We start from the raw sequence: 22114 nt of genomic DNA, 5'->3' as shown, positions 1-22114 counted from the left end.
GTGTCGGTGACGCCCCGTTCGCGCCGTACAGTGCGGTCATGACCCATCCGAACGCCGCTACCCGCCCCGTTCAAGCCGTCGTCCTGGCCGGGGGCCAGGGCTCACGGCTGCGTCCGTACACCGACGACCGACCCAAGCCGATGGTCGAGATCCCCGGCACGGGGACGCCGATCATCGGCCATCAGCTCGACTGGCTGGCCGAGGAGGGCGTGACGGACGTCGTCGTCAGCTGCGGGCATCTCGCCGAGGTGCTGCAGGACTGGCTGAAGTCGACGGAGCTGCCGGTGAAGGTGACGACGGTCGTCGAGACCGAGCCGCTCGGCCGTGGCGGCGGCCTCAAGTACGCCGCCGCGCACCTCCCCCACCCCGACAAGCCCTGGTACGCCACCAACGGCGACATCTGGACCCGCTTCTCCCTGCGGGACATGGCCGACTTCCACACCGAGCGCGACGCGGTGGCCACGCTGGCCCTGGCGCGGCCGCGCATCCCGTGGGGGGCCGTGAAGACGGACGGCTTCGGGCACATCACCGACTTCATCGAGGCGCCGCCGTCCACATTCGAGATCAACGCGGGCGTGTACGTCTTCTCGGCCGAGTTCGCCGGACTGCTCCCGGAGCGTGGGGACCACGAGCGGACGACCTTCCCCCACCTGGCCCGGGAACGGCGTCTGGCGGGCTTCACAATCCCCCAGGGCGCCTACTGGCGCGCCATCGACACGGCGAAGGACCTGACGGAGGCCGCGAAGGAACTGGCGGCGCTGGGGCGCTGAGCCGTTCAGGCGCCAAATGGGTGATTTCCCGTACGACCAAGGGGTCCCGCACAGGTGCGGGACCCCTTTCTGTGGGCCGGAGTTCTAGCCGGTGGGCCCGCCCAGGATGTCGCCCACCGGCCTGGTTACCCCAACAGGCCGCCCACCAGGCCCGGTTGGCCGGAGGACGTGCCTCCGGAGCCGGTGCCGCGGCTCGAGGTGGAACCGCCGGAGGTGGGGCCCGCCGTGGTGCTGGGGGCATGGCCGCCGGACGGGGTGGAGTGGCGGGGCAAGGTCTGTCCCACGGTGCCCTGGGTCTGGCTGGGGGTGCCGCCGGTGACGGCGCTGCTCGGAGTCGTCGCGGCGCCGGAGGGCTTCCGGGTGGAACCGTGAGAGGGCTTGTGGGATGCGGAGGGCGACTGGCTGTGCCGCTTGCCCGGCGCCTGCGGGAGCGGGGAGCCCGGCAGTTCGTTGCGCGGCGCCTCGCCGGGGCCCGGGGCGACCACCCGGCCGGCGTCCCGGACCGCGCCGCCGAGCAGGGAGCCGATGAGCAGGGTGAGGCCGACGGAGAGCGCGGTGATCAGGGCGCCGCGGCGCAGGACGTACCGGCGCAGCTCCCAGATGTCGGCGCGCGGGCCGAGCCGCCGCCAGGCGCTGCCCGCGAGGCGGCCGTCGACGGAGTAGACGGGCGCGCCGGCGATGATCAGCGGCGACCAGGCGGCGAGATAGATGATGTCGGGGGCGTCGTAGGCCGGGACGGTCTTCCAGCTGACGGTGACGATGAGCGCGGCGGACAGCAGCGCGCCGAAGACGGCGGCCACCCGCTGCCAGCAGCCGAGGACCGTCAGGACACCGACGATCACCTGCGCGAAGGCGATGACCAGGCCCGAGCCGACCGGGTGGTGCAGGGCGAACTGGCGCAGCGGCTCGGCGACGTCCCAGGGGTGCAGGGTGTTGAGCCACTTGACCATGGAGCCGCGCTTGCCGCCGTCGAAGTAGACGGGGTCGCAGAGCTTGCCCATGCCGGCGTACACGGAGATGAAGCCGAGGAAGATGCGCAGGGGGAGGAGGACCACGCCCAGGTTCATGCGGCGGCCGGGGTAGTAGGCGTGCCGGGCCGGGTCGTCGCCGTGGCGGCTGGCCAGGCGGTCGCCGGTCTCCGGGTCGTCCGCCCCGAAGTCCTCGTCGCCGTAGTGCTGTTCCTCCTCGTAGGCGCTGCCAGCGGTGCGCATGTTCGGCAGGAGGCGGGTGCCGCCGGTGTCCCTGTGGCTGCGCTGGGCACCGACCAGGGGGGTCTCGACGGTCTGCTCGAGACCGTCGTAGATCTCGTGGTAGCCGGGGCCGGTCTCGAGGCGCGGGATGACCTGGGTGGCGCCGGCGCCGGCGGAGGGGTCCTCGCCGTGCCGGACGCCGGCCCGCACGGCCTGGAGCAGGCGGTGGGCGCCGGTGTCGTCGGGAGCGGACCTGCCGCTCCACACGACGGGCCGGCGACGGGAGGCCGGCACGCCGCCCAAGCCCGGCATCCCGGTCGCGTCCAGGCCGGCGCCCGGGTGCCGTGCGATCCGCGGAACCTGGGCGCGCGTCGACGCGCCGAGCTGCACGCGGAAGCTCGCATGATTGACGATGACCTGCGCCGGATCGCTCGGCACCTTCACCATGCTCAGCGCGGGAGCGTCGTCGAATCCGGAATCGAACCCCGGCGAGCGGCCCCCCGTGGGTGTGCGGGGTGTTCTGGTGTCCACACTCATCTAACCGAGTGACGTGTGGTTAGGACACTGCTCTGACCGGCCGGATGTGTCCGGACCCCGTCAAGCTCGCCCAAGACGCCCAGATTGACCCGCACGGGTGAAAAGGAGCACGGGTGTTCAGCCCCGCCGACGCGCCGCCTCGACCGCTCTTGTCCGCCGCCCTCGCAGCTTCGCGCTTCGGACGGCCGCGCCGGCCTCCGACCGGCGGGCTCCGCCTCCTTACGTCGACCGCCGGTCAGCCCCGCCGACGCGCCGCCTCGTACAGCACGACCCCGGCCGCCACACCCGCGTTGAGCGACTCCGCGCCGCCCGGCATCGGGATGCGGACGCGGAAGTCGCAGGTTTCGCCGACCAGTCGGGACAGGCCCTTGCCCTCGCTGCCGACCACGATCACGACCGGGCCCCCCAGGGCCTCCAGCTCGCCGATCTCGTGCTCGCCGTCGGCGGCGAGACCGACGATCACGATGCCCGCCTTCTTGTACCCCTCCAGGGCGCGGGTCAGGTTGGTGGCACGGGCGACGGGCGTACGGGCCGCCGTACCGGCCGAGGTCTTCCACGCACCGGCCGTCATGCCCGCCGCGCGCCGCTCGGGTACGACGACACCGTGGCCGCCGAACGCGGAGACGGACCGGACGACGGCGCCGAGGTTGCGCGGGTCGGTCACCCCGTCGAGGGCGACGATCAGCGGGTCCTCGCCCTCGCCGTAGGCCGCTTCGGCCAGGTCCTCGGGGTGCGCGTACTCGTACGGCGGGACCTGGAGCACGAGTCCCTGGTGGTTGAGCCCGTTGGTCATGCGGTCGAGCTCGGGGCGCGGGGCCTCCATGAGGTTGATGCCGCCGCGCTCGGCGGCGAGCTGCAGGGCCTCGCGGACGCGCTCGTCGTTGTCGATGAACTGCTGGACGTAGAGCGTGGACGCGGGCACGCCCTCGCGCAGCGCCTCGACCACCGGGTTGCGGCCGACGACCAGTTCGGAGGACGACTTGCCGCCGCGCCCGCGGGGCGCGGGACGGCGCGCGGTCTGCTTCGCCTTGGCGCTGGCGATGCGGTTCTTCTTGTGGCCCTTGCGCATCTCGGCGGGCGGGGTCGGGCCCTTGCCTTCGAGGCCCCTGCGACGCTGGCCGCCACTGCCGACCTGCGCGCCCTTCTTGCCGGACATGCGGCGGTTGTTCGCGGCCATGACCTACCTGTCTGTCGTGAAATTCGTACGGACGTCTATGAAGTGTGCCGCCCGGAGGCCCGGGCGGCACAATCGATCTTCTGCTCGGCGCCCCGCACTCAGCGCGGGCCGAGGCTCCAGCGCGGCCCCTGCGGGCTGTCCTCGATGGCGAGGCCCGACTGGCCGAGCTGGTCGCGGATGGCGTCCGCGGTGGCCCAGTCCTTGCGGGAGCGGGCGGCCTCGCGCTGGTCGAGGACCATGCGGACCAGGGTGTCGACGACACCGTGCACGCGGTTGTTGAACAGGGTTTCGCCGCGGTCGGTCTCGCCGGCCCAGTGCTCGTCGAGCGGGTCCAGGCCGAGGACGCCGAGCATGGCGCGGACCTCGGCGAGGCGGGCCACGGCGGCTTCCTTGTCGTCGGCGGCCAGCGCGGAGTTGCCCTGCCGTACCGTCGTGTGCACGATCGCGAGGGCCTGCGGGACGCCCAGGTCGTCGTCCATCGCCTCGGCGAAGGCGGGCGGCACCTCGGCGGACGGCTCGACGGCGCCGGCCTTCTCCACCACCCGCTGCACGAAGCCCTCGATCCGCGCGAACGCCGACTCCGCCTCGCGCAGGGCGTCCTCGCTGTACTCGATCATCGAGCGGTAGTGCGGGGTGCCGAGGTAGTAGCGCAGCACGATCGGGCGCCACGTCTTGACCATCTCGCTCACCAGGACGCTGTTGCCCAGCGACTTGGACATCTTGTCGCCGGCCATGGTGACCCAGGCGTTGTGCACCCAGTACTGCGCGAACTCGTCGCCGTAGGCCTTGGCCTGGGCGATCTCGTTCTCGTGGTGCGGGAAGATCAGGTCGAGGCCGCCGCCGTGGATGTCGAAGGCGCTGCCGAGGTACTTGTGCGCCATCGCCGAGCACTCCAGGTGCCAGCCGGGGCGGCCGGGCCCCCAGGGCGTCGGCCAGGTCGGCTCGCCCGGCTTCGCCGTCTTCCACATGGCGAAGTCCCGCGGGTCCCGCTTGCCGGTCTCGCCCTCGCCCGAGGGCTGGAGCAGGTTGTCCAGCTCCTGCCGGGACAGCTCCAGGTACTGCGGGAAGGACCGCACGTCGAAGTAGACGTTGCCGTCCGCCTCGTAGGCGTGACCGCGCTCGATGAGGCCCTGCATCATCTCGACCATCTCGGTCACGTGCCCGGTCGCCCGTGGCTCGTAGGTGGGCGGCAGGCAGCCGAGGGCGGTGTAGCCGTCGTTGAACGCCCGCTCGTTCTCGTAGCCGATCGACCACCACGGGCGGTTCTGCTCGTGGCTCTTCGCGATGATCTTGTCGTCGATGTCCGTGACGTTCCTGATGAACGTCACGTCATAGCCGCGGTACTCGAACCAGCGGCGCATGATGTCGAAGTTGAGGCCCGAGCGGATGTGCCCGATGTGGGGTGCGGCCTGCACGGTGGCGCCACAGAGGTAGATCGAGACACAACCCGGCTTGAGCGGGGCGAAGTCACGGATCTGCCGGGCACTGGTGTCGTACAGGCGAATAGTCACGACACCAGGGTAGTGGGCCCGGGGCAGTGGATGGCGCAGTCCCTTCGTTTATCCCGCGCGCACCACCAAGGCCGTGGCCACCGCCATCAGACCCTCGCCGCGGCCCGGGAAGCCGAGACCGTCCGTGGTCGCCCCGGACACCGACACCGGTGCTCCGGCCGCCTCCGAGAGGATCTTCTGCGCCTCGTCCCGCCGCTTGCCGATCTTCGGGCGGGAGCCCACCACCTGTACGGCGATGTTGCCGATCCGAAAGCCGGCCTCGCGGACGATGCGGGCGGCCTCCGTCAGCAGGGTCACCCCGGAGGCGCCGGACCACTCGGGGCGCCCGGTGCCGAAGTGCTGCCCCAGGTCACCGAGGCCGGCGGCGGAGAAGAGCGCGTTGCACGCGGCGTGCGCGACGACGTCCGCGTCGGAGTGGCCGGCCAGGCCGGTCCCCTCACCCTCCCACTTCAGGCCGGCGCACCACAGGTCGCGGCCCTCCTCGAAGGCGTGGATGTCGGTGCCGATGCCGACCTGTGGCAGGACGGGGAACGCCTCAGAAGCCATCGTTCAGCCTCCTGCGGGCCAGGACCGCCTCCGCGAGGACCAGGTCGAGGGGCCGGGTGACCTTGAAGGCCTCCTCGTGGCCGGGGACGAGGAGGACCGTGTGGCCGAGTTTCTCCACCATGCTCGCGTCGTCGGTGACGTCCTCGGTGACCTCCTCGTGGGCGCGGACCAGCGTGGCCCGGTCGAAGCCCTGAGGCGTCTGCACGGCACGCAGCCGGGCGCGGACCGGGGTGGCCACCACCGGCTCGGGCTCACCGGCGACCGGCGCGGGCTCGACCTCCTTGACGGTGTCGGCGAGCGGCAGCGCGGGCACGACGGCCGGGGCGCCCTCCCGTACGGTCTCGATCACCGCGTCCACGGTGTCGACCGGGACCAGCGGACGCGCGGCGTCGTGGACGAGCACGATGTCGTACTCGGGCGGCAGCGCGTCGAGGCCGAGCCGCACGGACTCCTGGCGCGAATCGCCGCCGGGGACCACCAGGAAGTCGGTGCGGTCGGGCAGCGCGTGTGCGTCGAGGAGCGACTTGACCTCGGGGGCGCCGTCGGGCGGGGCCACGACGACGACCAGGGAGACCGCGCGGGACGCGGCCATCGCGCGCACCGCGTGGATCAGCATGGGTGTCCCGCCCAGCGCGCGGAGCGCCTTGGGGGCGCCCGGACCGAGGCGCACGCCCCGTCCTGCGGCCGGAATCACGGCCGCGGTACGGCGTTCCGAGGGCGAGGGACGCGAATCGTCAGACATCGGTTCCTGTCAGGTTTGTGTGCCAGCCTGGCGTGGGTATGGCGTTGGAAGTGCCGGGCGCGACGACTTGACCGGACCCTTTCCGTGACCCTGGTCGAGCCGACTGCCCGGGCCCGGCACGCCAAGTATCGGGGGGATTCCCCCGAGGGTCGCGCACCTACGGCGCCCGCGCACGAACATGCCGCAGCGCCCGGCGACAGTGGAGATGTCATCGGGCACCGCGGCATTTCGGTGTACGTGTACTTCGATGTACTCAGTGCTGAAGCGGGCCGGCGCCTGCGTCAGTGGTTCAGGACGCGAGGACCTCGTCGAGCAGAGCCTCGGCCTTGTCCTCGTTCGTGTTCTCCGCGAGAGCGAGTTCGCTCACCAGGATCTGGCGGGCCTTGGCGAGCATCCGCTTCTCACCTGCGGAGAGTCCACGCTCGCGCTCACGACGCCACAGGTCACGCACGACTTCCGCGACCTTGATGACATCGCCGGAGGCGAGCTTCTCCAGGTTTGCCTTGTAACGACGCGACCAGTTCGTGGGCTCCTCGGCGTACGGCGCGCGCAGCACCTCGAAGACCCGGTCCAGCCCGTCCTGACCGACCACATCACGTACGCCGACGAACTCCGCATTGTCCGCTGGCACACGCACCGTCAGGTCACCCTGGGCGACCTTCAGCACCAAGTAGGTCTTGTCCACGCCTTTGATCTGGCGAGTTTCGATGGCCTCGATCAGCGCGGCCCCGTGATGGGGATAGACCACGGTGTCGCCAACCTTGAACGTCATGTGACAGGTACCCCTTCCGTGGCTATCCAGGGTAACACGGAAACCGGCGGTTCTGAATGGCGTTTTCGCAGGTCAGGGCATATCTCGGGGCTTGACAACAGCAACAGGAACGTGCTTCGCACACCCAGTGGAAGAAGGTATTCGCAGGTCGGAGGCGCTCTCCGGGGGAGGTGAAACCCGGGCGTTACACGCCTCCGGAGCCTCCCCCGAGGGGATGAACGTCCCCAAATGTCTGGTTCCAGATGTGCGACTTCCGCTACTCCGTTCGGTGGCGGGTGGCGCTTGCGTATCGATTCCCGAATTGATCACGGGGGGCCGACGGCGCGGCCGATGATCCATTTTCGGGAAGGCCGCGCATTCCTTCACGTAAAATTTGCGCGCGCGTGCCCCGGGTATGCCGGACGGCGTTATGTGAATGCCGGACGAAGCCTCCGGGCCACCGCCTGCCGGGGGAAGCGGAGGGGCTTGGGGAGGGTCGGGTGCGGCGGCGCGGGAACGGCTCGGTAACCTGAGCGCGCTGACAGACACTTAGGGCGGCTTTATCGGTCGCCACGCTCGAGTCAAGGAGTTGCCGCCGCCGTGAGCAGCAGCCTTCGACGCGGCGCTCTCGCCGCCGCCGCCATCGCAGTCTCGATCGCCTCGCTCGCCGCGTGTGGCGCCGGCAGTGATGCCCAGACCCTCCAGGTCAAGCCGGACAACGCAGAGACCAAGGTCGGCGACATCAAGGTCCAGAACGCGCTGATCATCACCCAGCCCGACCGACAGTCGACGGGTCCCGCCGTCATCTCCGCGACGCTCTTCAACAACGGTGACAGCGCGCAGACCGTGGACTCGATCACCCTCCCGAACGTCAACCAGACCGCCGAGCTCAAGGCGGCCAAGGGCACCGGCCCGCTGACCGTCCCGGCGCACGGCTCCCTGGTGATCGGCGGCAAGGGCAACGCCAGCGCCTCGCTGCCCAACGGACACGCTGCCGTCCAGGACGGCAGCGTCCGCCAGGTCACCTTCACCTTCAGCACGACCGGTGACGTGAGCCTGCGCGCCTTCGTGGTCCCGGCGGAGAGCTACTTCACGAAGTGGGGCCCCAGCGCCGTCCCGACGGGCGTCCCCTCCACCAGCGCCACGCCCGGCAAGCCCACGCCCGGCAAGCCCACGCCCGGCAAGACCGCGTCCGGCTCCCCGAAGCCGGGCCACTCGGCGTCGCCGTCCGCGCCCGCCTCGCCGAACCCGACCAGTGCGGCCTCCGCGAGCGCCACGCCCAGCGGCCACTGAGCAGCCGTACGTATGAAGGGCGGGACCTCCTGGTGAGGTCCCGCCCTTCATCACTACATCCGAGCTACATCCGGTTTACGGCTCGAACTTGTACCCGAGGCCGCGCACCGTCACCAGGTACCGCGGAGCGCCCGGGTCCGGTTCGATCTTCGCGCGCAGGCGCTTGACGTGGACGTCGAGGGTCTTGGTGTCGCCCACGTAGTCGGCGCCCCAGACCCGGTCGATGAGCTGCATACGGGTCAGGACACGGCCGGCGTTGCGCAGGAGCATCTCGAGCAGGTCGAACTCCTTGAGGGGCAGGTCGACCTTGGAGCCGGAGACCGTGACCACATGGCGGTCCACGTCCATGCGGACCGGGCCGGCCTCCAGGGCCGCCGGGGTGACCTCCTCGGGCTCGCCGCGGCGGCGCAGGACGGCCCGGATACGGGCGACGAGCTCACGCGACGAGAAGGGCTTGGTGACATAGTCGTCGGCTCCTATCTCCAGGCCCACGACCTTGTCGATCTCGCTGTCCTTGGCGGTCACCATGATGACGGGGACGTTGGAGCGGCCGCGCAGCTGGCGACACACCTCGGTACCCGGCAGCCCGGGCAGCATCAGGTCGAGGAGGACGAGGTCGGCGCCGTTGCGCTCGAACTCGTCGAGTCCGTCGGGGCCCGTGGTCGCGACGGCGACCTCGAAGCCCTCCTTGCGGAGCATGTACGACAGGGCGTCGGAGAAGGACTCCTCGTCCTCGACGACGAGCACTCGGGTCACGGAAGGACCTCCGGGGCGGGAAGCGGTTCGTACGGGGATGACTCGGGGTGGGACTCGCCGGCCTCGTCGTCGAGATCGTCGAGGTCGGGGTGCTGCTGGGCGCGGTCTCGGGCCGCACCCGCCTCCGGCAGCCGCAGAGTGAAGGTGGAGCCCTGGCCTTCGGCGCTCCACACCGTGACCTCCCCGCCGTGCGAGGCGGCCACGTGCTTGACGATCGCCAGCCCCAGGCCCGTACCACCGGTGGCACGGGAGCGGGCGGGGTCGACGCGGTAGAAGCGCTCGAAGACGCGCTCCTTGTCCTTCTCGGAGATACCGATGCCCTGGTCGGTCACGGCGACCTCGATCAGGTCCCCGCCGGGCGAGGTCACCCGGCGGGCGGCGATGCCCACACGGGTGCGGGCCGGCGAGTAGTTCACGGCGTTCTCGACGAGGTTGCCGAGGGCGGCGGCGAGCTGGCCGCGGTTGCCCCAGACATGCAGGTCGGCGGTGCCGCCGGCGGCCATGGTGATCTGCTTGGCGCCGGCCTGGTGGCGGCACCGGTCGATGGCCTCGGCGACCAGTTCGTCCACCCGGACGGGCTCGGCGTCCTCGAGGGGGTCGTCGTTCTGCACGCGGGACAGGTCGATGAGTTCCTGCACCAGGTTGGTCAGCCGGGTGGCCTCGATCTGCATGCGTCCGGCGAAGCGCTCGACGGCCTCCGGGTCGTCTGAGGCGTCCATGACGGCCTCGGACAGCAGGGAGAGCGCGCCGACGGGTGTCTTGAGCTCATGGCTGACGTTCGCCACGAAGTCGCGGCGCACCGCCTCGATCCGGCGGGCCTCGGTCAGGTCCTCGACGAGCAGCAGCACCAGCCGGGAGCCGAGCGGCGCCACCCGCGCCGACACCGCGAGGGCCTCACCCCGCCCGGTGCCGCGCCGGGGCAGGTCCAGCTCGACCTGACGTATCTCCCCGTCCCGCCTGGTGTCCCGGGCCATCTTGAGCATCGGCTCGACCGAGAGCCGGCCCCCGCGCACCAGACCCAGGGCGTACGCCGCCGAACTGGCCTTGACCACGGCGTCCGCTTCGTCGAGCACGACGGCCGAGGACCTCAGGACCGACAGGACGGTGTCCACACCCGGCGGGAGCACCGGGTCGGTGTGCAGGGAGGTGCGCGTGGGGCGCTTCTGCTCCCGCTCGCTCCAGCGGAACGCCAGCATGGCGATCACACCGGTGAGCACACCGGCGATCGCTGCCGCTGCGGCGACCGCCGCGTTCACGTCCATGCAAACAGGTTAAGCAGGGGGTACGACATCCCCACAGCCGTCGAGGTGCGAGCTCGAACACTCGTCGCCCAGAGTTCACCTGGGAGCCAGGGATGGTTCATTTGGGGTGACGGAAATCGACGCGTGCGGGGCCGATCGTGGGAGCGTGGGGTTCACAGGACCGGTTCTCGCGGCTGGTTCTCATCCCCGGACTCCCCGAGGCAGACGTAAGAGAGGGACCCCTGATGCGGGACGCGTACCACGAGGAACTGGACTCGATCGGCGACGGTCTGGTGGAGATGGCCCGGCTGGTCGGGTCGGCGATCGGACGCGCCACGACCGCCATCCTCGACTCCGACCTGAAGCTGGCCGAGAGCGTGATCGAGGGCGACCAGAAGGTCGACGAGCTCCAGCACGACCTGGAGGCGCGGGCCATAGCCCTCCTCGCCCGCCAGCAGCCCGTGGCGACGGACCTGCGGATCGTCGTCACCTCGCTGCGGATGTCCGCCGACCTGGAGCGCTCCGGCGACCTGGCGCAGCACGTGGCGAAGCTCGCCCGGCTGCGCTTCCCGGAGCGGGCCATCCCCAACGACCTGCATGCGACCATCCTGGAGATGGGCCAGCTCGCGCAGCGGCTGATGGCGAAGGCGGCCGAGGTGATCGTCACCAAGGACGTCGATCTGGCGATGCAGCTGGAGCAGGACGACGACGAGATGGACCTGCTGCACCGCACGCTCTTCCAGCACCTGCTGGACGACCGCTGGAAGCACGGCATCGAGACCGCCGTGGACGTCACCCTGCTCGGCCGCTACTACGAGCGCTTCGCCGACCACGCGGTCGCCGTCGCCAAGCGTGTGGTGTTCCTGGTCACCGGCGAGCACGCGGACGAGATCCAGACCGACATCCAGCCGGTGGCGGGCGTCGAAGGGGCGTAACCGGCGGAATCCGGTGGAGCCGGGCGCTTCTTCACGACGCCGGGCGCATCCGTGCGCCGTTGATGCGGCTGGCGGGGCGGGCATGCAATGAACGAAGGCAGCAGCCTCGAACGGGCACGCCCCAGCCTCCAGGAGGACCCATGGCCGAAGCCCCCAGCACGCCCGATCCGACGCAGGAGCGCGAGACGGATCAGCCCGCCGGCGTCAGCAGCCTCCCGTTGGTCGCCGCGTGCGGCTGCGGCGCGGGCTGCGGCTGCGGCTGCCAGTCGGGCAACCCGTGCCAGTGCGGCTGAGCACGTACGTCTGTACGACCAAGGCCCCGGCGCCCGAGCGCACCGGGGCCTTCGGCTTACCCAAGTCGGTCGACGGCCCCGAGGACCACGTCTTCAGGGTCGGGCGGAGTGACCGGTGAGGTTCTCGGGCCGCAGGAGTGTGTCCAGTCGGTCGGCGGTGAGCAGGCCGGCCTCGGCGGCGAGGTCCCGGACGGTGCGGCCCGTGGCCAGGGCCTGACGGGCGAGAGCGGTGCTCGCGGCGTAACCGATGTGCGGGGCCAGCGCGGTGACCAGCCCGACGGAGCGGTGGACGCTGTCGTGGAGGCGTTCGCGGTTGGCGGTGATGCCCGGGACGCAGCGGGTGGCGAGGGCGTCGCAGGCGGCGCGCAGATGGGCCAGGGACCGCAGCAGGCTGTATGCGATGACCGGTTCGAAGGCGTTGAGCTGGAGCTGTCCGGCTTCGGCGGCCATGGTGACGGTCAGGTCGTTGCCGATGACCTCGAAGGCGACCTGGTTGACGACTTCGGGGATCACCGGGTTGACCTTGCCGGGCATGATCGACGAACCGGCCTGCACCGGCGGCAGGTTGATCTCGCCCAGTCCGGTGGTGGGGCCGGAGGAGGTCAGGCGCAGGTCGTTGCAGGTCTTGGAGAGTTTCACGGCGACGCGCTTGAGGACGCCGGAGAGCTGGACGAAGGCGCCGCAGTCCTGGGTGGCCTCGATGAAGTCGTAGGCCGGCCGGACGGGTTCGCCGCTGATCTCGGCGAGATACGCGCAGGCGAGTTCGGCGTAGCGGGGGTGGCCGTTGATGCCGGTGCCGATGGCCGTGCCGCCGAGATGGGACTCCAGCAGCAGCGCTGCGGCCTCGGCGAGACGCCGGCGGTCCTCCTCGATCATGACGGCGTAGGTGGTGAACTCCTGACCCAGTGTCATGGGGACAGCGTCCTGGAGCTGGGTGCGGCCCATCTTCAGTACGTCGCCGAACTCCGTCGCCTTCTCGGTGAAGGCCGTGGCCAGCGCCCGCAGCGAATCGCCGAGCCGGCGCAGTGAGGCGACCAGGGCCAGGCGTACGGCGGTGGGGTAGACGTCGTTGGTGCTCTGGCCGAGGTTGACGTGGTCGAGGGGGTGGATCACGTCGTAGCGGCCGCGGGGGTGGCCGAGGATCTCCAGGGCCCGGTTGGCGATGACCTCGTTGGCGTTCATGTTCGTGGAGGTGCCGGCCCCGCCCTGGACGGGATCGACGACGAACTGTTCGTCGAAGCGTCCGGCCCGGATCTCCTCGCATGCGCCGGTGATCGCCGCGGCGGTGTCCGGGGGCAACAGGCCGAGGTCCCGGTTGGCCTGGGCGGCGGCCTGCTTGACCGCGGCCAGTGCGGCGATCAGGTCGGGGAACCGGGCGATGGTCGACCCGGTGATCGCGAAGTTCTCCACGGCCCGCACGGTGTGCACGCCGTAGTAGGCGCCGGCGGGCACCTCCGCGGCTCCGACCAGGTCGTACTCGATGCGTGGGGCCTGGGCCATCTGCTGCTCCTCGTCACTGCCGCCGGACGTCAGGCGGGGTACCGGTGCGGGACCCCTTGACAGGCCACCGCGTCCGGCCTCAGTGTTGCCCACCAACACGCAGAACGCAATATATTGCATATGGCAGGAGCCGCCTCATGGACACCGACACCGCTCACCCTCTCCCCACCAGCGCGGACACCTCACCGCCCCGCCCGTCCCGGTGGTGGCGGCGCTGTCTTCGCCTGCCGATCGGCGTCCAGTCGGTCGTCGCCGTCGGCCTCGGCGCCCTCATCGGATCCCTCGCGCCGTCCGCGGGCGAACAGCTGAAGATCCTCGGAGACGTGTTCCTGAACCTGGTGCAGGTCGTCGTCCTGCCCCTGGTCTTCCCGCTCATCGTGCTGGGCATCGCCCGCATGGAATCGGTCAAGAAGGTCGGCCGGATCGCGGGCAAGGCGATCCTCTACTTCGAGATCGTCACCACCGTCGTCCTGCTGATCGCGGTGGGTCTGGCCAAGCTCACGGGCATCGGCAAGGGCGCCCCCGTCCACCGGGCGGACGCCAAGGACCTGGACGGTCTGAGCCAGGGCATCGACTTCCACGCACTGGTCCTGCACGCCGTACCGAAGAACATCTTCGCCGCGTTCGGCGAGGGCAACCTGCTCGGCGCGATCGTCTTCGCCCTCCTCGTGGGCGTGGCGATGGCCGCGATCGGCGAGAAGTCCGCGCCCTTCGCCTCGGTCCTGGAGTCCGTCGCCGCGGTGATGTTCAAGGTCGTCGGCTACGTCATCCGGGTCGCGCCGCTGGGCGTGCTCGGCTTCATCTCCTTCGACGTCGCCCACTACGGCTTCGGCAACCTGCGCAGCCTGCTGGGCTTCGTCGCCGTGGTCTACGCGGGCCTGGCCGTCGTCATCGGCGTGCTCTTCCCGCTCATCGCAGCGCTCTACCGCATCCGTTACGTCGAACTGCTGAAGTCGATCGGCGGGCTGGCCGGAATCGCCTTCGTCACCCGCAGCTCCGAGTCCGTGCTCGCGCCACTGATGGGCAGGCTGGAGGACTTCGGTGTCAGCCGGTCGACGACCTCCTTCGTCGTCCCCCTCGGCTACTCCTTCAACACCGACGGCTCCGTCCTCTACCAGGCCGCCGCCCTGGTGTTCCTGGCCAACGCCTACGGCGCCGACACGTCCCTGCCCGCCCTGCTGCTCATGGTCGGCGTGCTGGTGATCCTCTCCAAGGGCATGGCCGGCGTCGCCTCCGCCTCCGTCGTCGTCCTCATCGCCGCCGGCAACTCCCTCGGCCTGCCCGCCGAGGGCATCGCCCTGCTGCTCGGCGTGGACTTCATCGTCGACATGGCCCGCACCGGCGTGAACGTGATCGGCAACTCGCTCGCCGCTGCCGTCGTCGACAACTCCGAGAAGCGGCGCGAGGCCAAGTACGGCACCCGCGAACCATCCCCGGCCGGCGCCGCCGCCCTCGAGAAGGAACCCGTGTCGTGACCACCCCCACCCCCGAGGTCATCGGCATCCTCGGCGGCATGGGCCCCGCGGCCACCGCCGACTTCTACGCCAAGCTGGTCGCGACCACCCCCGGCACCAGCGACCAGGACCACCTGCGGACGGTCATCTGGTCCGACCCCACCATCCCCGACCGCACCGAGGCCCTGCTGGGCGACGGCCCGGACCCGACGCCCTGGCTCCTCGACGGCGGCCGCGTCCTGCGGGAGGCCGGCGCCACGGTCATCGCCATCCCCTGCAACACCGCCCACGCCTTCGTCCCGCGGATCGTCGACCACGTCGGCCTGCCTATCGTCCACATGATCGGCGAGGTCGCCCGGCACCTCACCACGCTGAACCCGCGCATCCGTACCGTCGGCCTGCTCGCCACCAGCGGCACTCTCCGCGCCGGCCTTTACCAGGAGTGGCTGGAGGGCGCCGGGATCCGCCTCCTGCTGCCCGATGCCGCCGACCAGGAAGACGAGGTCATGACCGCCATCCACGCGGTGAAGGCGGGCGCTCGCGACGCCACGGCGACCGCGCTCCTGTCCCGCGCCGCACGGCGCCTGACCGAGCGGGGCGCCCAGGCGGTGATCGCCGGCTGCACCGAGATCCCCCTCGGACTGCCGGCCGACGCCGTGGACGTCCCCCTCATCGACCCGTCGCTGGTCCTGGCCCAGGCGCTCGTCCGGCGGGCCGGACCCGGGCGCACGGCCCCCTAGGCAGGCGCGATGGGCGATGTACTGTACGCAATATGTCACTCGACCACCCCGTCTCCCGCCGTCTCCTCAGTGACGAGGTCTTCGACCGCCTGCGCGACTCCATCGTGCGCGGGGAACTCGTCCCCGGCGAGAAGGTCAGGGACGGTGAGCTCGCCGAGCGCCTCGGTCTCAGCCGAACTCCGGTGCGCGAGGCGCTCGCCCGGCTCGCCGACATCGGCCTGGTCGAGGCGAAGCCCGGCGTCTACACACGCATCACCACCCTCAACCGCCGCGACGTCGAGAAGACCCTCGCCGTCCTGCGCTCCCTGGACCAACTCGCCCTGGAGACGGCGGTTCCGGTCATGACCGAGCAGGACCGACAGCGCATGCGCGAGGCCAACCGCGACTTCGAACGGGCCGTTGCCGCCAACGACATCGCCGCCGCACTCGCCGCCGACGACCGCTTCCACGCCGTCCCCATCACGGCCGCGGACAACCCCGTGCTCAGCCGGATCGTCGAGCAGCTCCACCCGCAGATCCACCGCATCCTCTACCGCAAGTTCTCCACCCTGCTCGGGGGCCGCAACACCATCGAACACCACGACCAACTCGTCGCCGTCTGCGCCGGCGGCGACGCGCACGCCGCAGCCGAACTCTCCGGACGGCACTGGTCCGAACTCGGCGGGCACATCAACGAGCTGTTCGACACCAACCAGTTCGCCGAACCAGCGACCCACCGGGCCGGATAACGGCACTCCGGCCCCCAGACGGGCCCCGCCAGTGAACAAGCCCTCCGCCGGCGGAAAACCCACGGGCGGAGGGCTTGCTCAGGGCGGGTTACTTCTTCTTGCCCTGGTTCTTGACCGCCTCGATGGCCGCCGCGGCCGCCTCGGGGTCCAGGTACTTGCCGCCGGGGGTGACCGGCTTGAAGTCGGGGGTCAGTTCGTAGTACAGGGGGATGCCGGTGGGGATGTTGAGGCCCGCGATGTCGGCGTCCGAGATGTCGTCCAGGTGCTTGACCAGGGCGCGGAGGCTGTTTCCGTGGGCGGCGACCAGGACCGTGCGGCCGGTCAGGAGGTCCGGGACGATGCCGTCGTACCAGTAGGGGAGCATGCGCGCCACGACGTCCTTCAGGCACTCCGTGCGGGGGCGGAGCTCCGGCGGGATGGAGGCGTAGCGCGGGTCGTCGGACTGGGAGAACTCCGTGCCGTCCTCGAGCGGCGGCGGCGGGGTGTCGTAGGAGCGGCGCCACAGCATGAACTGCTCCTCGCCGAACTCCGCGAGAGTCTGTGCCTTGTCCTTGCCCTGCAGGGCGCCGTAGTGGCGCTCGTTGAGGCGCCAGGAACGGTGGACCGGGATCCAGTGGCGGTCGGCGGATTCGAGGGCCAGCTGGGCCGTGCGGATCGCGCGCTTCTGGAGGGACGTGTGGACCACGTCGGGCAGGAGGTCGGCGTCCTTCAGGAGTTCGCCACCGCGGACCGCCTCCTTCTCGCCCTTCTCGTTCAGGTTGACGTCCACCCAGCCGGTGAACAGGTTCTTCGCGTTCCACTCGCTCTCGCCGTGGCGGAGGAGGATCAGCTTGTACGGTGCGTCGGCCATGGGACAGAGCGTAATCCACGCTTTCGCCCGTTCGCGTGGCTGCCCGAGGGCCGGACAGTTGACGGCATCTGTTAATCGGGTGGCCGACGGGAGACCGCCGACAGTAAGTTGTGCTCGCCGCTTGAGCCGCTTACATCTGGGGGATCGCCATGCTTGTCGCCAGCCTGAGACGCGCCACCCGCGAGACCGTCTCCGGACTCCCCCGGGCGTTCTGGTGGCTGTGGACCAGCACCCTCGTCAACCGGCTCGGCGCGTTCGTCGCGACCTTCATGGCGCTCTACCTCACGCTCGACCGCGGCTACTCCGCCTCCTACGCCGGTCTCGTCGCCTCGCTGCACGGGCTCGGCGGGGTCGTCTCCTCACTCGGCGGCGGGGTGATGGCCGACCGGCTCGGACGGCGGCCGACGCTGCTGGTCGCACAGGCCTCCACCGCCGCGTCCGTGGCCCTGCTCGGCTTCGTACGGGATCCGGTCGCGATCGCCGCCGTCGCGTTCCTCGTCGGGATGGCGTCCAACGCCTCCCGGCCGGCCGTGCAGGCGATGATGGCGGACATCGTGCGGCCCGAGGACCGGGTGCGGGCCTTCTCGCTCAACTACTGGGCGATCAACCTCGGGTTCGCCGTCTCCTCCATGGCCGCCGGGTTCATCGCCGAGTTCAGCTACCGCGCCGGGTTCCTGATCGAGGCGGGCATGACGGGTCTGTGCGCCGTCGTGGTGTTCCTGAAGCTGCCCGAGTCGCGGCCCGAGCGGACGGCCGCCCAGAAGGCGGCGGCGGCGGAGGTCGGCCTCGGCACCGTCCTGCGCGACGGACGCTACATGGGCGTCGTCGGCCTGTCCTTCCTGGTCTCCCTCGTCTTCCAGCAGGGCTCGGTCGGGCTGCCGGTCGCGATGGGGAAGGCCGGGTTCACGCCCGCCGACTACGGGGTGGCGATCGCCGTCAACGGCATCCTGATCGTCGCCCTGCAGATCCCGGTCACCCGGTTCATCGCGACCCGCGACCCGCGGCGGCTGCTGATGGCCTCCTCGATCCTCGCCGGGTACGGATTCGGGCTCACCGCTTTCGCCGGCTCCATCGGCGTCTTCGCGCTCACGGTGTGCGTGTGGACGCTCGGCGAGATGATCAACGCGCCGACGCAGACGGGCCTGGTCGTCCGCCTCTCCCCCGTCCACGGACGCGGTCGCTACCAGGGCGTCTACACCCTCTCCTGGTCCCTGGCCGCCCTGGTCGCCCCCCTGATGTCCGGCCTGGTCATCGACCGCTTCGGCGCCGACTGGCTGTGGGGTCTGTGCGCGGCCGTCGGCACGGTGGCGGCGGTGGGGTACGGGGCGCTGATGCGACGGATGCCGCAGGAGCGGCCGGCGCCGGAGACGCCGGTAACGGCGAAGGCCGAGGCGACTGCGGGCTGAGGGCGGGCCGGCCGGCGGCTGCGGGTGGCGGCTCGTGCAAAGACAAGCCCCCTACCCGCACTTCTCCTGCGGTAGGGGGCTCGTTGCCGTGTGCGTCGAGTCGATCAGAAACCGACGTTCACGCCGACCTCGTGGGGCAGGACGCCGAGGCTGCCGCCGAGGGTGCCCAGGGCCGTCGCCTTGACGGAGTCCACCTCGGCCAGCAGGCCGGCGCTGCTCAGGGTGGTCGAGCCGACGGTGAGGCTGGCCTGCGGGCTCAGGCCGCCGGAGACGGCGTCGAGGTCGGCGTCGGAGATCTCGAGGGTCTGAACCTGGGGAGCGGAGTTCATGACGAAACTGCCCTTCACATGGATGTTCCAGGGGGGAAGCGGCTCGGCTGGGGGGACAGACGACGGGCCGCGGTGCGCAGGATCAAACCACGGGGCGCGCGCGGCGGCCAGTCGACGGACCCTCAGGACAGGGCAGTTGGGCGGGTCCACGACCGATCCGTGAGGGCGTGCACACCAATTGAGGCCGGGTTCTCCACGTCACGGGCCCCCGGTGGAGCCGACAGGTGGGGTTCCAGCGGCACCGAAGCGGGACAACTCCACACCAACAGGCTCCACCCCTCCTGCCGTTGCGTACGCACTGTGCAGTTCGGTCGCGGATTCGGTGACAACGCCCGTCACGGGTGCATTCGGGCGCCCTTCAACACCTTGTCCACCGCGTTCTTCGGCCCGTACACCGCGAGCCCGACCAGGTCCAGCTCCGCGGTCCCCACGGCCCGTACGGCCGCGCGGTTGTCGCGGTCGTTGCCGCTCGTGAAGAGGTCCGAGGTGAACAGGGCCCGTGGCAGCGCGCGGGACAGGGCCCGCGTGTGGGCCGCCGTCAGGGTCTCCTTCGTGCCCTCGAAGACCAGCACCGGCTGGCGGAACATCGGCAGGTAGGGGACGTCGTCCGCGTCCGCGTACGGCTCGCCGATCACCTCGGGGACCGTCGTGCCGAGGCCGCTGACCAGGAACGCGGTGACGTTCAGCCGCTGCCAGGACTCCAGGTCCGCGCGCAGCAGGACGGCGATCTTGGTGTCGAAGCGGAGGGGTTCGTCGAGGGGTGTGTCGCTCATGCTCCGAGACTGCCGACCGGTCCGTCTCCGCGTCTTGTACGTTTTTTGCATGGCCGCTCAGCGTTCCCGACCGGAGGTCTCCGCATGGCGCCCCCAGGTCCGGGGCGTGGTGGAGGTCTTCCACGCGCACTTCACCGAGTACGCCTACCCGATGCACGTCCACGAGGCGTGGACGCTGCTCATCGTGGACGACGGGGCCGTACGGTACGACCTCGAGCGGCACGAGCACGGCACCCCGCACGACACGGTCACCCTGCTCCCGCCGCACGTCCCGCACAACGGCTCGCCGGCCACCCCGCACGGCTTCCGCAAGCGTGTCGTCTATCTCGACGGCACCCGTCTCGGCGACGACCTCATCGGTCCCGCCGTCGACGGCCCCGACCTGCGCGATCCGGTGCTGCGACGGCGGGTCGGGCAGTTGCACACCGCTCTGGGGCGGCCCGGCGAGGAGCTGGAGGCCGAGAGCAGGCTGACGCTGATCGGCGACCGGATGCGGGCCCTGCTGCGGCCGCCGGCACGCGCGCGGACCATGCGGGCCGACCCCGTCCTCGCCGGCCGGCTGCGGGAACTGCTCGACGAGCACGTGCTCGACGGCCTCACGCTCGACGCCGCGGCGGGAGCGCTGCACGCCCATCCCGCCCATCTGGTACGGGCGTTCAGCACCGCCTACGGCATCGCACCGCACCAGTACCTCACTTCCCGCCGCATCGACCGGGCCCGCCGGCTCCTGCTGGACGGGGGGACGCCGGGCGAGGTGGCGTCGGCGACGGGGTTCTTCGACCAGTCCCATCTCACGCGTCACTTCCGGAGGCTGGTGGGGGTGACGCCGGGGCGGTACGCGGGGCAGGAGGCGCGGTCTACAGCCGGCGCTGGGCCTCATACAGGTTCCTCGGGCGCACCTCGTCGGTAGTGCCGTAGAGCTCCAGCCGTGAGTGCAGGTCGCCCGTGAAGTCGGGGACGTCGATCTGGTCGAACTCGGTGCACGGGTCCAGACCGACGGTGGCGCTCCACGGTGCCAGGCCGTCGATCTTGACCAGGCCCGCGCGGTGGTTGGTGTCGCGGATGTTCCAGTGGGTGAAGCGGGCGCCGTACAGCGGCCCGGCGTTCGCGTCGCCGCCGTGGCGACCGTTGTTGTCGACCGTGATGTCGGTGCGGACGTTGGCGAAGGGCAGACCGCGGTGGGAGTCGAAGGTGCCCATCTGCATGTCTCCGCGCGACCACACGTTGTAGGAGGACAGGCCCTCGACGTTGATGCCGTGCAGTTGGGTGTCGGCGGGGGCCGGGACCGTGCGCTGCTCGATGGTGAAGTCCTCGATCAGGTTGTCGTGCGAGCCCTCGCGGCAGAAGTACGGGTGGTGTTCGCCCCGGCCGCCCACGCGGGTGCGGCGCAGGGTGCAGGAGGACGCGGCGACCAGGCCAAAGCCGTTGTCGACGTTGCGGACGGTGACGTCGTCCACCCAGCAGTCATACGCGCACTGCAGGACGACTCCGTTGTAGCCCTTGTCGAGGAGGTGCGGGGACTGGGGGGTCTCCACCACGTCCAGGGTGAGGCCCTCGACTCCGGAGCCGGTCACCTCACGGATGTGAGTGGTGAATTGCGGGTTCCACTCGGGGCGCAGGTCGAGGGGGAGGGGGCGTTCGAGGGTGACCTTGCGGCCTCGGACGTGGGCTATGCGGACGGGCCATTCGTAGGGGACGTAGGAGAGGAGCTTGGTCTTGTCGTCCCAGTTGTACGCCGCCGGGCCGAGGCCGCCGCCCGACATGTGCTGGAGGAGGGTGTGGGTGGCGTCGTCGGCGATGCGGAGCAGGACCAGGGCGCCGGGGCGGAGGCGGGCGGGGTCGGTCACCGTGACCGTCCAGTCGCCCTGGTGGGCTGGTTCTACGGGGGTGAGCGTCTGCCACTCGTCCCGTTTATTGCCGGTCCAGCCCTCGAAGGGCCACGTCTTGGCCTTGATCGCCGCGGTGAGCGAGTCCCAACGGGCCTTCGGGGCGAGCCAGATGAGGCCGCCGGACCAGGACCAGGCCGACTTGGTGCCGCCGTAGCGGGAGCCGTACACGCCGATCAGTTCGGTGAGGCTCCTGGTGGCGTGGAGGGTGGTGCGGGTGCTGCCGGCTCCGCGCAGCACGACGTTGTCGTAGCCGATCTGGATCAGGCCGTCGATGCGGAAGGTGCCGGGCGGGATGGTGACCGTGCCACCGCCGGCCTTCGCGGCGGCGGCGATGGCACGGTTGATCGCGGGGGCGCAGTCGGTCGTGCCGTCCGGTACGGCTCCGTAGTGGCGGACGTCGACGACGGCACGGTGGCGGGGGAAGCACTCCTCACCGCCTCGGCAGCCGGCCCTTCCGATGAAGGGGATCTGAGGGTGGGTGAAGGGGGTTCGGACGAACTCATGCCAGAGGGCGGGGACTTGGCCCGCGGTTGTCCGGCGGGCGGCGAGCGCCGGTGTGGCGGTGATCGCCGCGGCCGCCACCGCCGTGGTTCCGGCCAGGAGGCTCCGTCTGGTCATGCCGTGGTGCGCGGTGCTCATTCCGTACGCCCTTCCATGCGGCTCTTCATGGATGTGAACGACGTTCAGATCTGCGTTGGCCGTG

21 protein-coding genes are annotated in these 22114 nt (G+C 70.8%); 8 read left to right on the top strand and 13 right to left on the bottom strand.

From position 1 onward, the window contains the following. The first annotated feature begins 38 nt into the window (after positions 1–38). Complete coding sequence (locus tag ACIRVK_RS29985; protein WP_404252486.1) at positions 39–770, top strand: NDP-sugar synthase; 732 nt, start codon at positions 39–41, stop codon at positions 768–770. Positions 771–895: 125 nt separating this feature from the next. Here the strand turns inward: ACIRVK_RS29985 and ACIRVK_RS29980 are convergent, their stop codons facing one another. The 6 genes from ACIRVK_RS29980 to ACIRVK_RS29955 all read right to left on the bottom strand — a co-directional run bounded on the left by ACIRVK_RS29980 (position 896) and on the right by ACIRVK_RS29955 (position 7245). Further along, positions 896–2497, bottom strand: a complete 1602-nt coding sequence (locus ACIRVK_RS29980) for a DoxX family membrane protein (RefSeq protein ID WP_404252484.1) — start codon at positions 2495–2497, stop codon at positions 896–898. A 235-nt stretch (positions 2498–2732) separates the two neighbouring features. Continuing rightward, positions 2733–3674 (bottom strand): 23S rRNA (guanosine(2251)-2'-O)-methyltransferase RlmB, encoded by a 942-nt coding sequence (rlmB, locus tag ACIRVK_RS29975; RefSeq protein WP_404252482.1) that lies wholly within the window; start codon positions 3672–3674, stop codon positions 2733–2735. A 98-nt stretch (positions 3675–3772) separates the two neighbouring features. Then, positions 3773–5185, bottom strand: coding sequence for a cysteine--tRNA ligase (cysS, locus tag ACIRVK_RS29970; RefSeq protein ID WP_404252480.1), 1413 nt, complete (start codon positions 5183–5185; stop codon positions 3773–3775). A gap of 48 nt (positions 5186–5233) precedes the next feature. After that, positions 5234–5731: a 2-C-methyl-D-erythritol 2,4-cyclodiphosphate synthase gene (gene ispF / locus ACIRVK_RS29965; RefSeq protein WP_404252478.1), complete on the bottom strand. Its 498-nt coding sequence runs from the start codon at positions 5729–5731 to the stop codon at positions 5234–5236. Beyond that, on the bottom strand, positions 5721–6473 hold the full coding sequence (gene ispD, locus ACIRVK_RS29960) for a 2-C-methyl-D-erythritol 4-phosphate cytidylyltransferase (protein ID WP_404252476.1): 753 nt from the start codon (positions 6471–6473) through the stop codon (positions 5721–5723). The genes ispF and ispD overlap by 11 nt, the downstream gene beginning before the upstream one ends. 289 nt (positions 6474–6762) lie before the next feature. Beyond that, positions 6763–7245, bottom strand: coding sequence for a CarD family transcriptional regulator (locus ACIRVK_RS29955; protein ID WP_003953493.1), 483 nt, complete (start codon positions 7243–7245; stop codon positions 6763–6765). A gap of 579 nt (positions 7246–7824) precedes the next feature. Here ACIRVK_RS29955 and ACIRVK_RS29950 point away from each other — a divergent pair. Next, positions 7825–8517, top strand: coding sequence for a DUF461 domain-containing protein (locus ACIRVK_RS29950; RefSeq protein ID WP_404252474.1), 693 nt, complete (start codon positions 7825–7827; stop codon positions 8515–8517). Between the two features lie 75 nt (positions 8518–8592). On the opposite strand, the gene ACIRVK_RS29945 is transcribed toward ACIRVK_RS29950, so the two are convergent. Beyond that, the gene (locus ACIRVK_RS29945) at positions 8593–9273 is read right to left on the bottom strand and encodes a response regulator transcription factor (protein ID WP_015659563.1); all 681 of its coding nucleotides are present in this window, start codon (positions 9271–9273) and stop codon (positions 8593–8595) included. Continuing rightward, positions 9270–10535: a sensor histidine kinase gene (locus tag ACIRVK_RS29940; RefSeq protein ID WP_404252472.1), complete on the bottom strand. Its 1266-nt coding sequence runs from the start codon at positions 10533–10535 to the stop codon at positions 9270–9272. The genes ACIRVK_RS29945 and ACIRVK_RS29940 overlap by 4 nt, the downstream gene beginning before the upstream one ends. 224 nt (positions 10536–10759) lie before the next feature. Here ACIRVK_RS29940 and phoU point away from each other — a divergent pair, with 224 nt between their 5' ends. Continuing rightward, entirely contained in the window at positions 10760–11449 is a 690-nt protein-coding gene (phoU, locus tag ACIRVK_RS29935; protein ID WP_404252470.1) for a phosphate signaling complex protein PhoU, read from the top strand. 386 nt (positions 11450–11835) lie between these two features. Here phoU and ACIRVK_RS29930 read toward each other — a convergent pair whose 3' ends face one another. Beyond that, positions 11836–13242: an aspartate ammonia-lyase gene (locus tag ACIRVK_RS29930; RefSeq protein WP_404252468.1), complete on the bottom strand. Its 1407-nt coding sequence runs from the start codon at positions 13240–13242 to the stop codon at positions 11836–11838. A gap of 137 nt (positions 13243–13379) precedes the next feature. Between ACIRVK_RS29930 and ACIRVK_RS29925 the strand changes: the two genes are divergently transcribed. The 3 genes from ACIRVK_RS29925 to ACIRVK_RS29915 are packed head-to-tail and all read left to right on the top strand — an operon-like array spanning position 13380 to position 16164. Next, positions 13380–14717, top strand: coding sequence for a dicarboxylate/amino acid:cation symporter (locus ACIRVK_RS29925; RefSeq protein WP_404252466.1), 1338 nt, complete (start codon positions 13380–13382; stop codon positions 14715–14717). Then, complete coding sequence (locus ACIRVK_RS29920) at positions 14714–15436, top strand: aspartate/glutamate racemase family protein (RefSeq protein WP_404252464.1); 723 nt, start codon at positions 14714–14716, stop codon at positions 15434–15436. Before ACIRVK_RS29925 ends, ACIRVK_RS29920 begins: the two co-directional genes overlap by 4 nt. Positions 15437–15468: 32 nt before the next feature. Next, entirely contained in the window at positions 15469–16164 is a 696-nt protein-coding gene (locus ACIRVK_RS29915) for a GntR family transcriptional regulator (RefSeq protein ID WP_404252462.1), read from the top strand. Positions 16165–16252: 88 nt separating this feature from the next. Here the strand turns inward: ACIRVK_RS29915 and ACIRVK_RS29910 are convergent, their stop codons facing one another. After that, positions 16253–17014 carry a phosphoglyceromutase gene (locus tag ACIRVK_RS29910; RefSeq protein WP_404252460.1) on the bottom strand — a complete coding sequence of 254 codons (762 nt, stop codon included), beginning with the start codon at positions 17012–17014 and terminating at the stop codon, positions 16253–16255. A gap of 149 nt (positions 17015–17163) precedes the next feature. On the opposite strand from ACIRVK_RS29910, the gene ACIRVK_RS29905 reads away from it, so the two are divergent. After that, positions 17164–18420, top strand: a complete 1257-nt coding sequence (locus tag ACIRVK_RS29905) for an MDR family MFS transporter (RefSeq protein ID WP_404252458.1) — start codon at positions 17164–17166, stop codon at positions 18418–18420. Positions 18421–18524: 104 nt separating this feature from the next. Here ACIRVK_RS29905 and ACIRVK_RS29900 read toward each other — a convergent pair whose 3' ends face one another. Further along, entirely contained in the window at positions 18525–18749 is a 225-nt protein-coding gene (locus tag ACIRVK_RS29900) for a hypothetical protein (RefSeq protein ID WP_404252456.1), read from the bottom strand. Positions 18750–19084: 335 nt separating this feature from the next. Further along, entirely contained in the window at positions 19085–19573 is a 489-nt protein-coding gene (locus ACIRVK_RS29895; protein ID WP_404252454.1) for a DUF2000 family protein, read from the bottom strand. Between ACIRVK_RS29895 and ACIRVK_RS29890 the strand changes: the two genes are divergently transcribed. After that, positions 19572–20432: an AraC family transcriptional regulator gene (locus ACIRVK_RS29890; protein WP_404252452.1), complete on the top strand. Its 861-nt coding sequence runs from the start codon at positions 19572–19574 to the stop codon at positions 20430–20432. The genes ACIRVK_RS29895 and ACIRVK_RS29890 overlap by 2 nt on opposite strands. Here ACIRVK_RS29890 and ACIRVK_RS29885 read toward each other — a convergent pair. Beyond that, the gene (locus tag ACIRVK_RS29885) at positions 20380–22050 is read right to left on the bottom strand and encodes a glycosyl hydrolase family 28-related protein (RefSeq protein ID WP_404252450.1); all 1671 of its coding nucleotides are present in this window, start codon (positions 22048–22050) and stop codon (positions 20380–20382) included. The two genes, ACIRVK_RS29890 and ACIRVK_RS29885, sit on opposite strands and share 53 nt — an antisense overlap. Positions 22051–22114 lie beyond the last annotated feature (64 nt).

It is taken from the genome of Streptomyces sp. NPDC101152 (assembly GCF_044768275.1).
GTDB lineage: Bacteria > Actinomycetota > Actinomycetes > Streptomycetales > Streptomycetaceae > Streptomyces.
This window is presented reverse-complemented; position numbering and strand designations above follow the sequence as displayed.

What these genes read in the sequence shown, in the direction of transcription:
- ACIRVK_RS29985 (WP_404252486.1), top strand. Translation starts at nt 39, where the DNA reads ATGACCCATCCGAACGCCGCTACCCGCCCCGTTCAAGCCGTCGTCCTG.
- ACIRVK_RS29980 (WP_404252484.1), bottom strand. Translation starts at nt 2,497, where the DNA reads ATGAGTGTGGACACCAGAACACCCCGCACACCCACGGGGGGCCGCTCG.
- rlmB (WP_404252482.1), bottom strand. Translation starts at nt 3,674, where the DNA reads ATGGCCGCGAACAACCGCCGCATGTCCGGCAAGAAGGGCGCGCAGGTC.
- ispF (WP_404252478.1), bottom strand. Translation starts at nt 5,731, where the DNA reads ATGGCTTCTGAGGCGTTCCCCGTCCTGCCACAGGTCGGCATCGGCACC.
- ispD (WP_404252476.1), bottom strand. Translation starts at nt 6,473, where the DNA reads ATGTCTGACGATTCGCGTCCCTCGCCCTCGGAACGCCGTACCGCGGCC.
- ACIRVK_RS29955 (WP_003953493.1), bottom strand. Translation starts at nt 7,245, where the DNA reads ATGACGTTCAAGGTTGGCGACACCGTGGTCTATCCCCATCACGGGGCC.
- ACIRVK_RS29940 (WP_404252472.1), bottom strand. Translation starts at nt 10,535, where the DNA reads ATGGACGTGAACGCGGCGGTCGCCGCAGCGGCAGCGATCGCCGGTGTG.
- phoU (WP_404252470.1), top strand. Translation starts at nt 10,760, where the DNA reads ATGCGGGACGCGTACCACGAGGAACTGGACTCGATCGGCGACGGTCTG.
- ACIRVK_RS29930 (WP_404252468.1), bottom strand. Translation starts at nt 13,242, where the DNA reads ATGGCCCAGGCCCCACGCATCGAGTACGACCTGGTCGGAGCCGCGGAG.
- ACIRVK_RS29925 (WP_404252466.1), top strand. Translation starts at nt 13,380, where the DNA reads ATGGACACCGACACCGCTCACCCTCTCCCCACCAGCGCGGACACCTCA.
- ACIRVK_RS29915 (WP_404252462.1), top strand. Translation starts at nt 15,469, where the DNA reads ATGTCACTCGACCACCCCGTCTCCCGCCGTCTCCTCAGTGACGAGGTC.
- ACIRVK_RS29910 (WP_404252460.1), bottom strand. Translation starts at nt 17,014, where the DNA reads ATGGCCGACGCACCGTACAAGCTGATCCTCCTCCGCCACGGCGAGAGC.
- ACIRVK_RS29905 (WP_404252458.1), top strand. Translation starts at nt 17,164, where the DNA reads ATGCTTGTCGCCAGCCTGAGACGCGCCACCCGCGAGACCGTCTCCGGA.
- ACIRVK_RS29900 (WP_404252456.1), bottom strand. Translation starts at nt 18,749, where the DNA reads ATGAACTCCGCTCCCCAGGTTCAGACCCTCGAGATCTCCGACGCCGAC.
- ACIRVK_RS29890 (WP_404252452.1), top strand. Translation starts at nt 19,572, where the DNA reads ATGGCCGCTCAGCGTTCCCGACCGGAGGTCTCCGCATGGCGCCCCCAG.
- ACIRVK_RS29895 (WP_404252454.1), bottom strand. Translation starts at nt 19,573, where the DNA reads ATGCAAAAAACGTACAAGACGCGGAGACGGACCGGTCGGCAGTCTCGG.
- ACIRVK_RS29885 (WP_404252450.1), bottom strand. Translation starts at nt 22,050, where the DNA reads ATGAGCACCGCGCACCACGGCATGACCAGACGGAGCCTCCTGGCCGGA.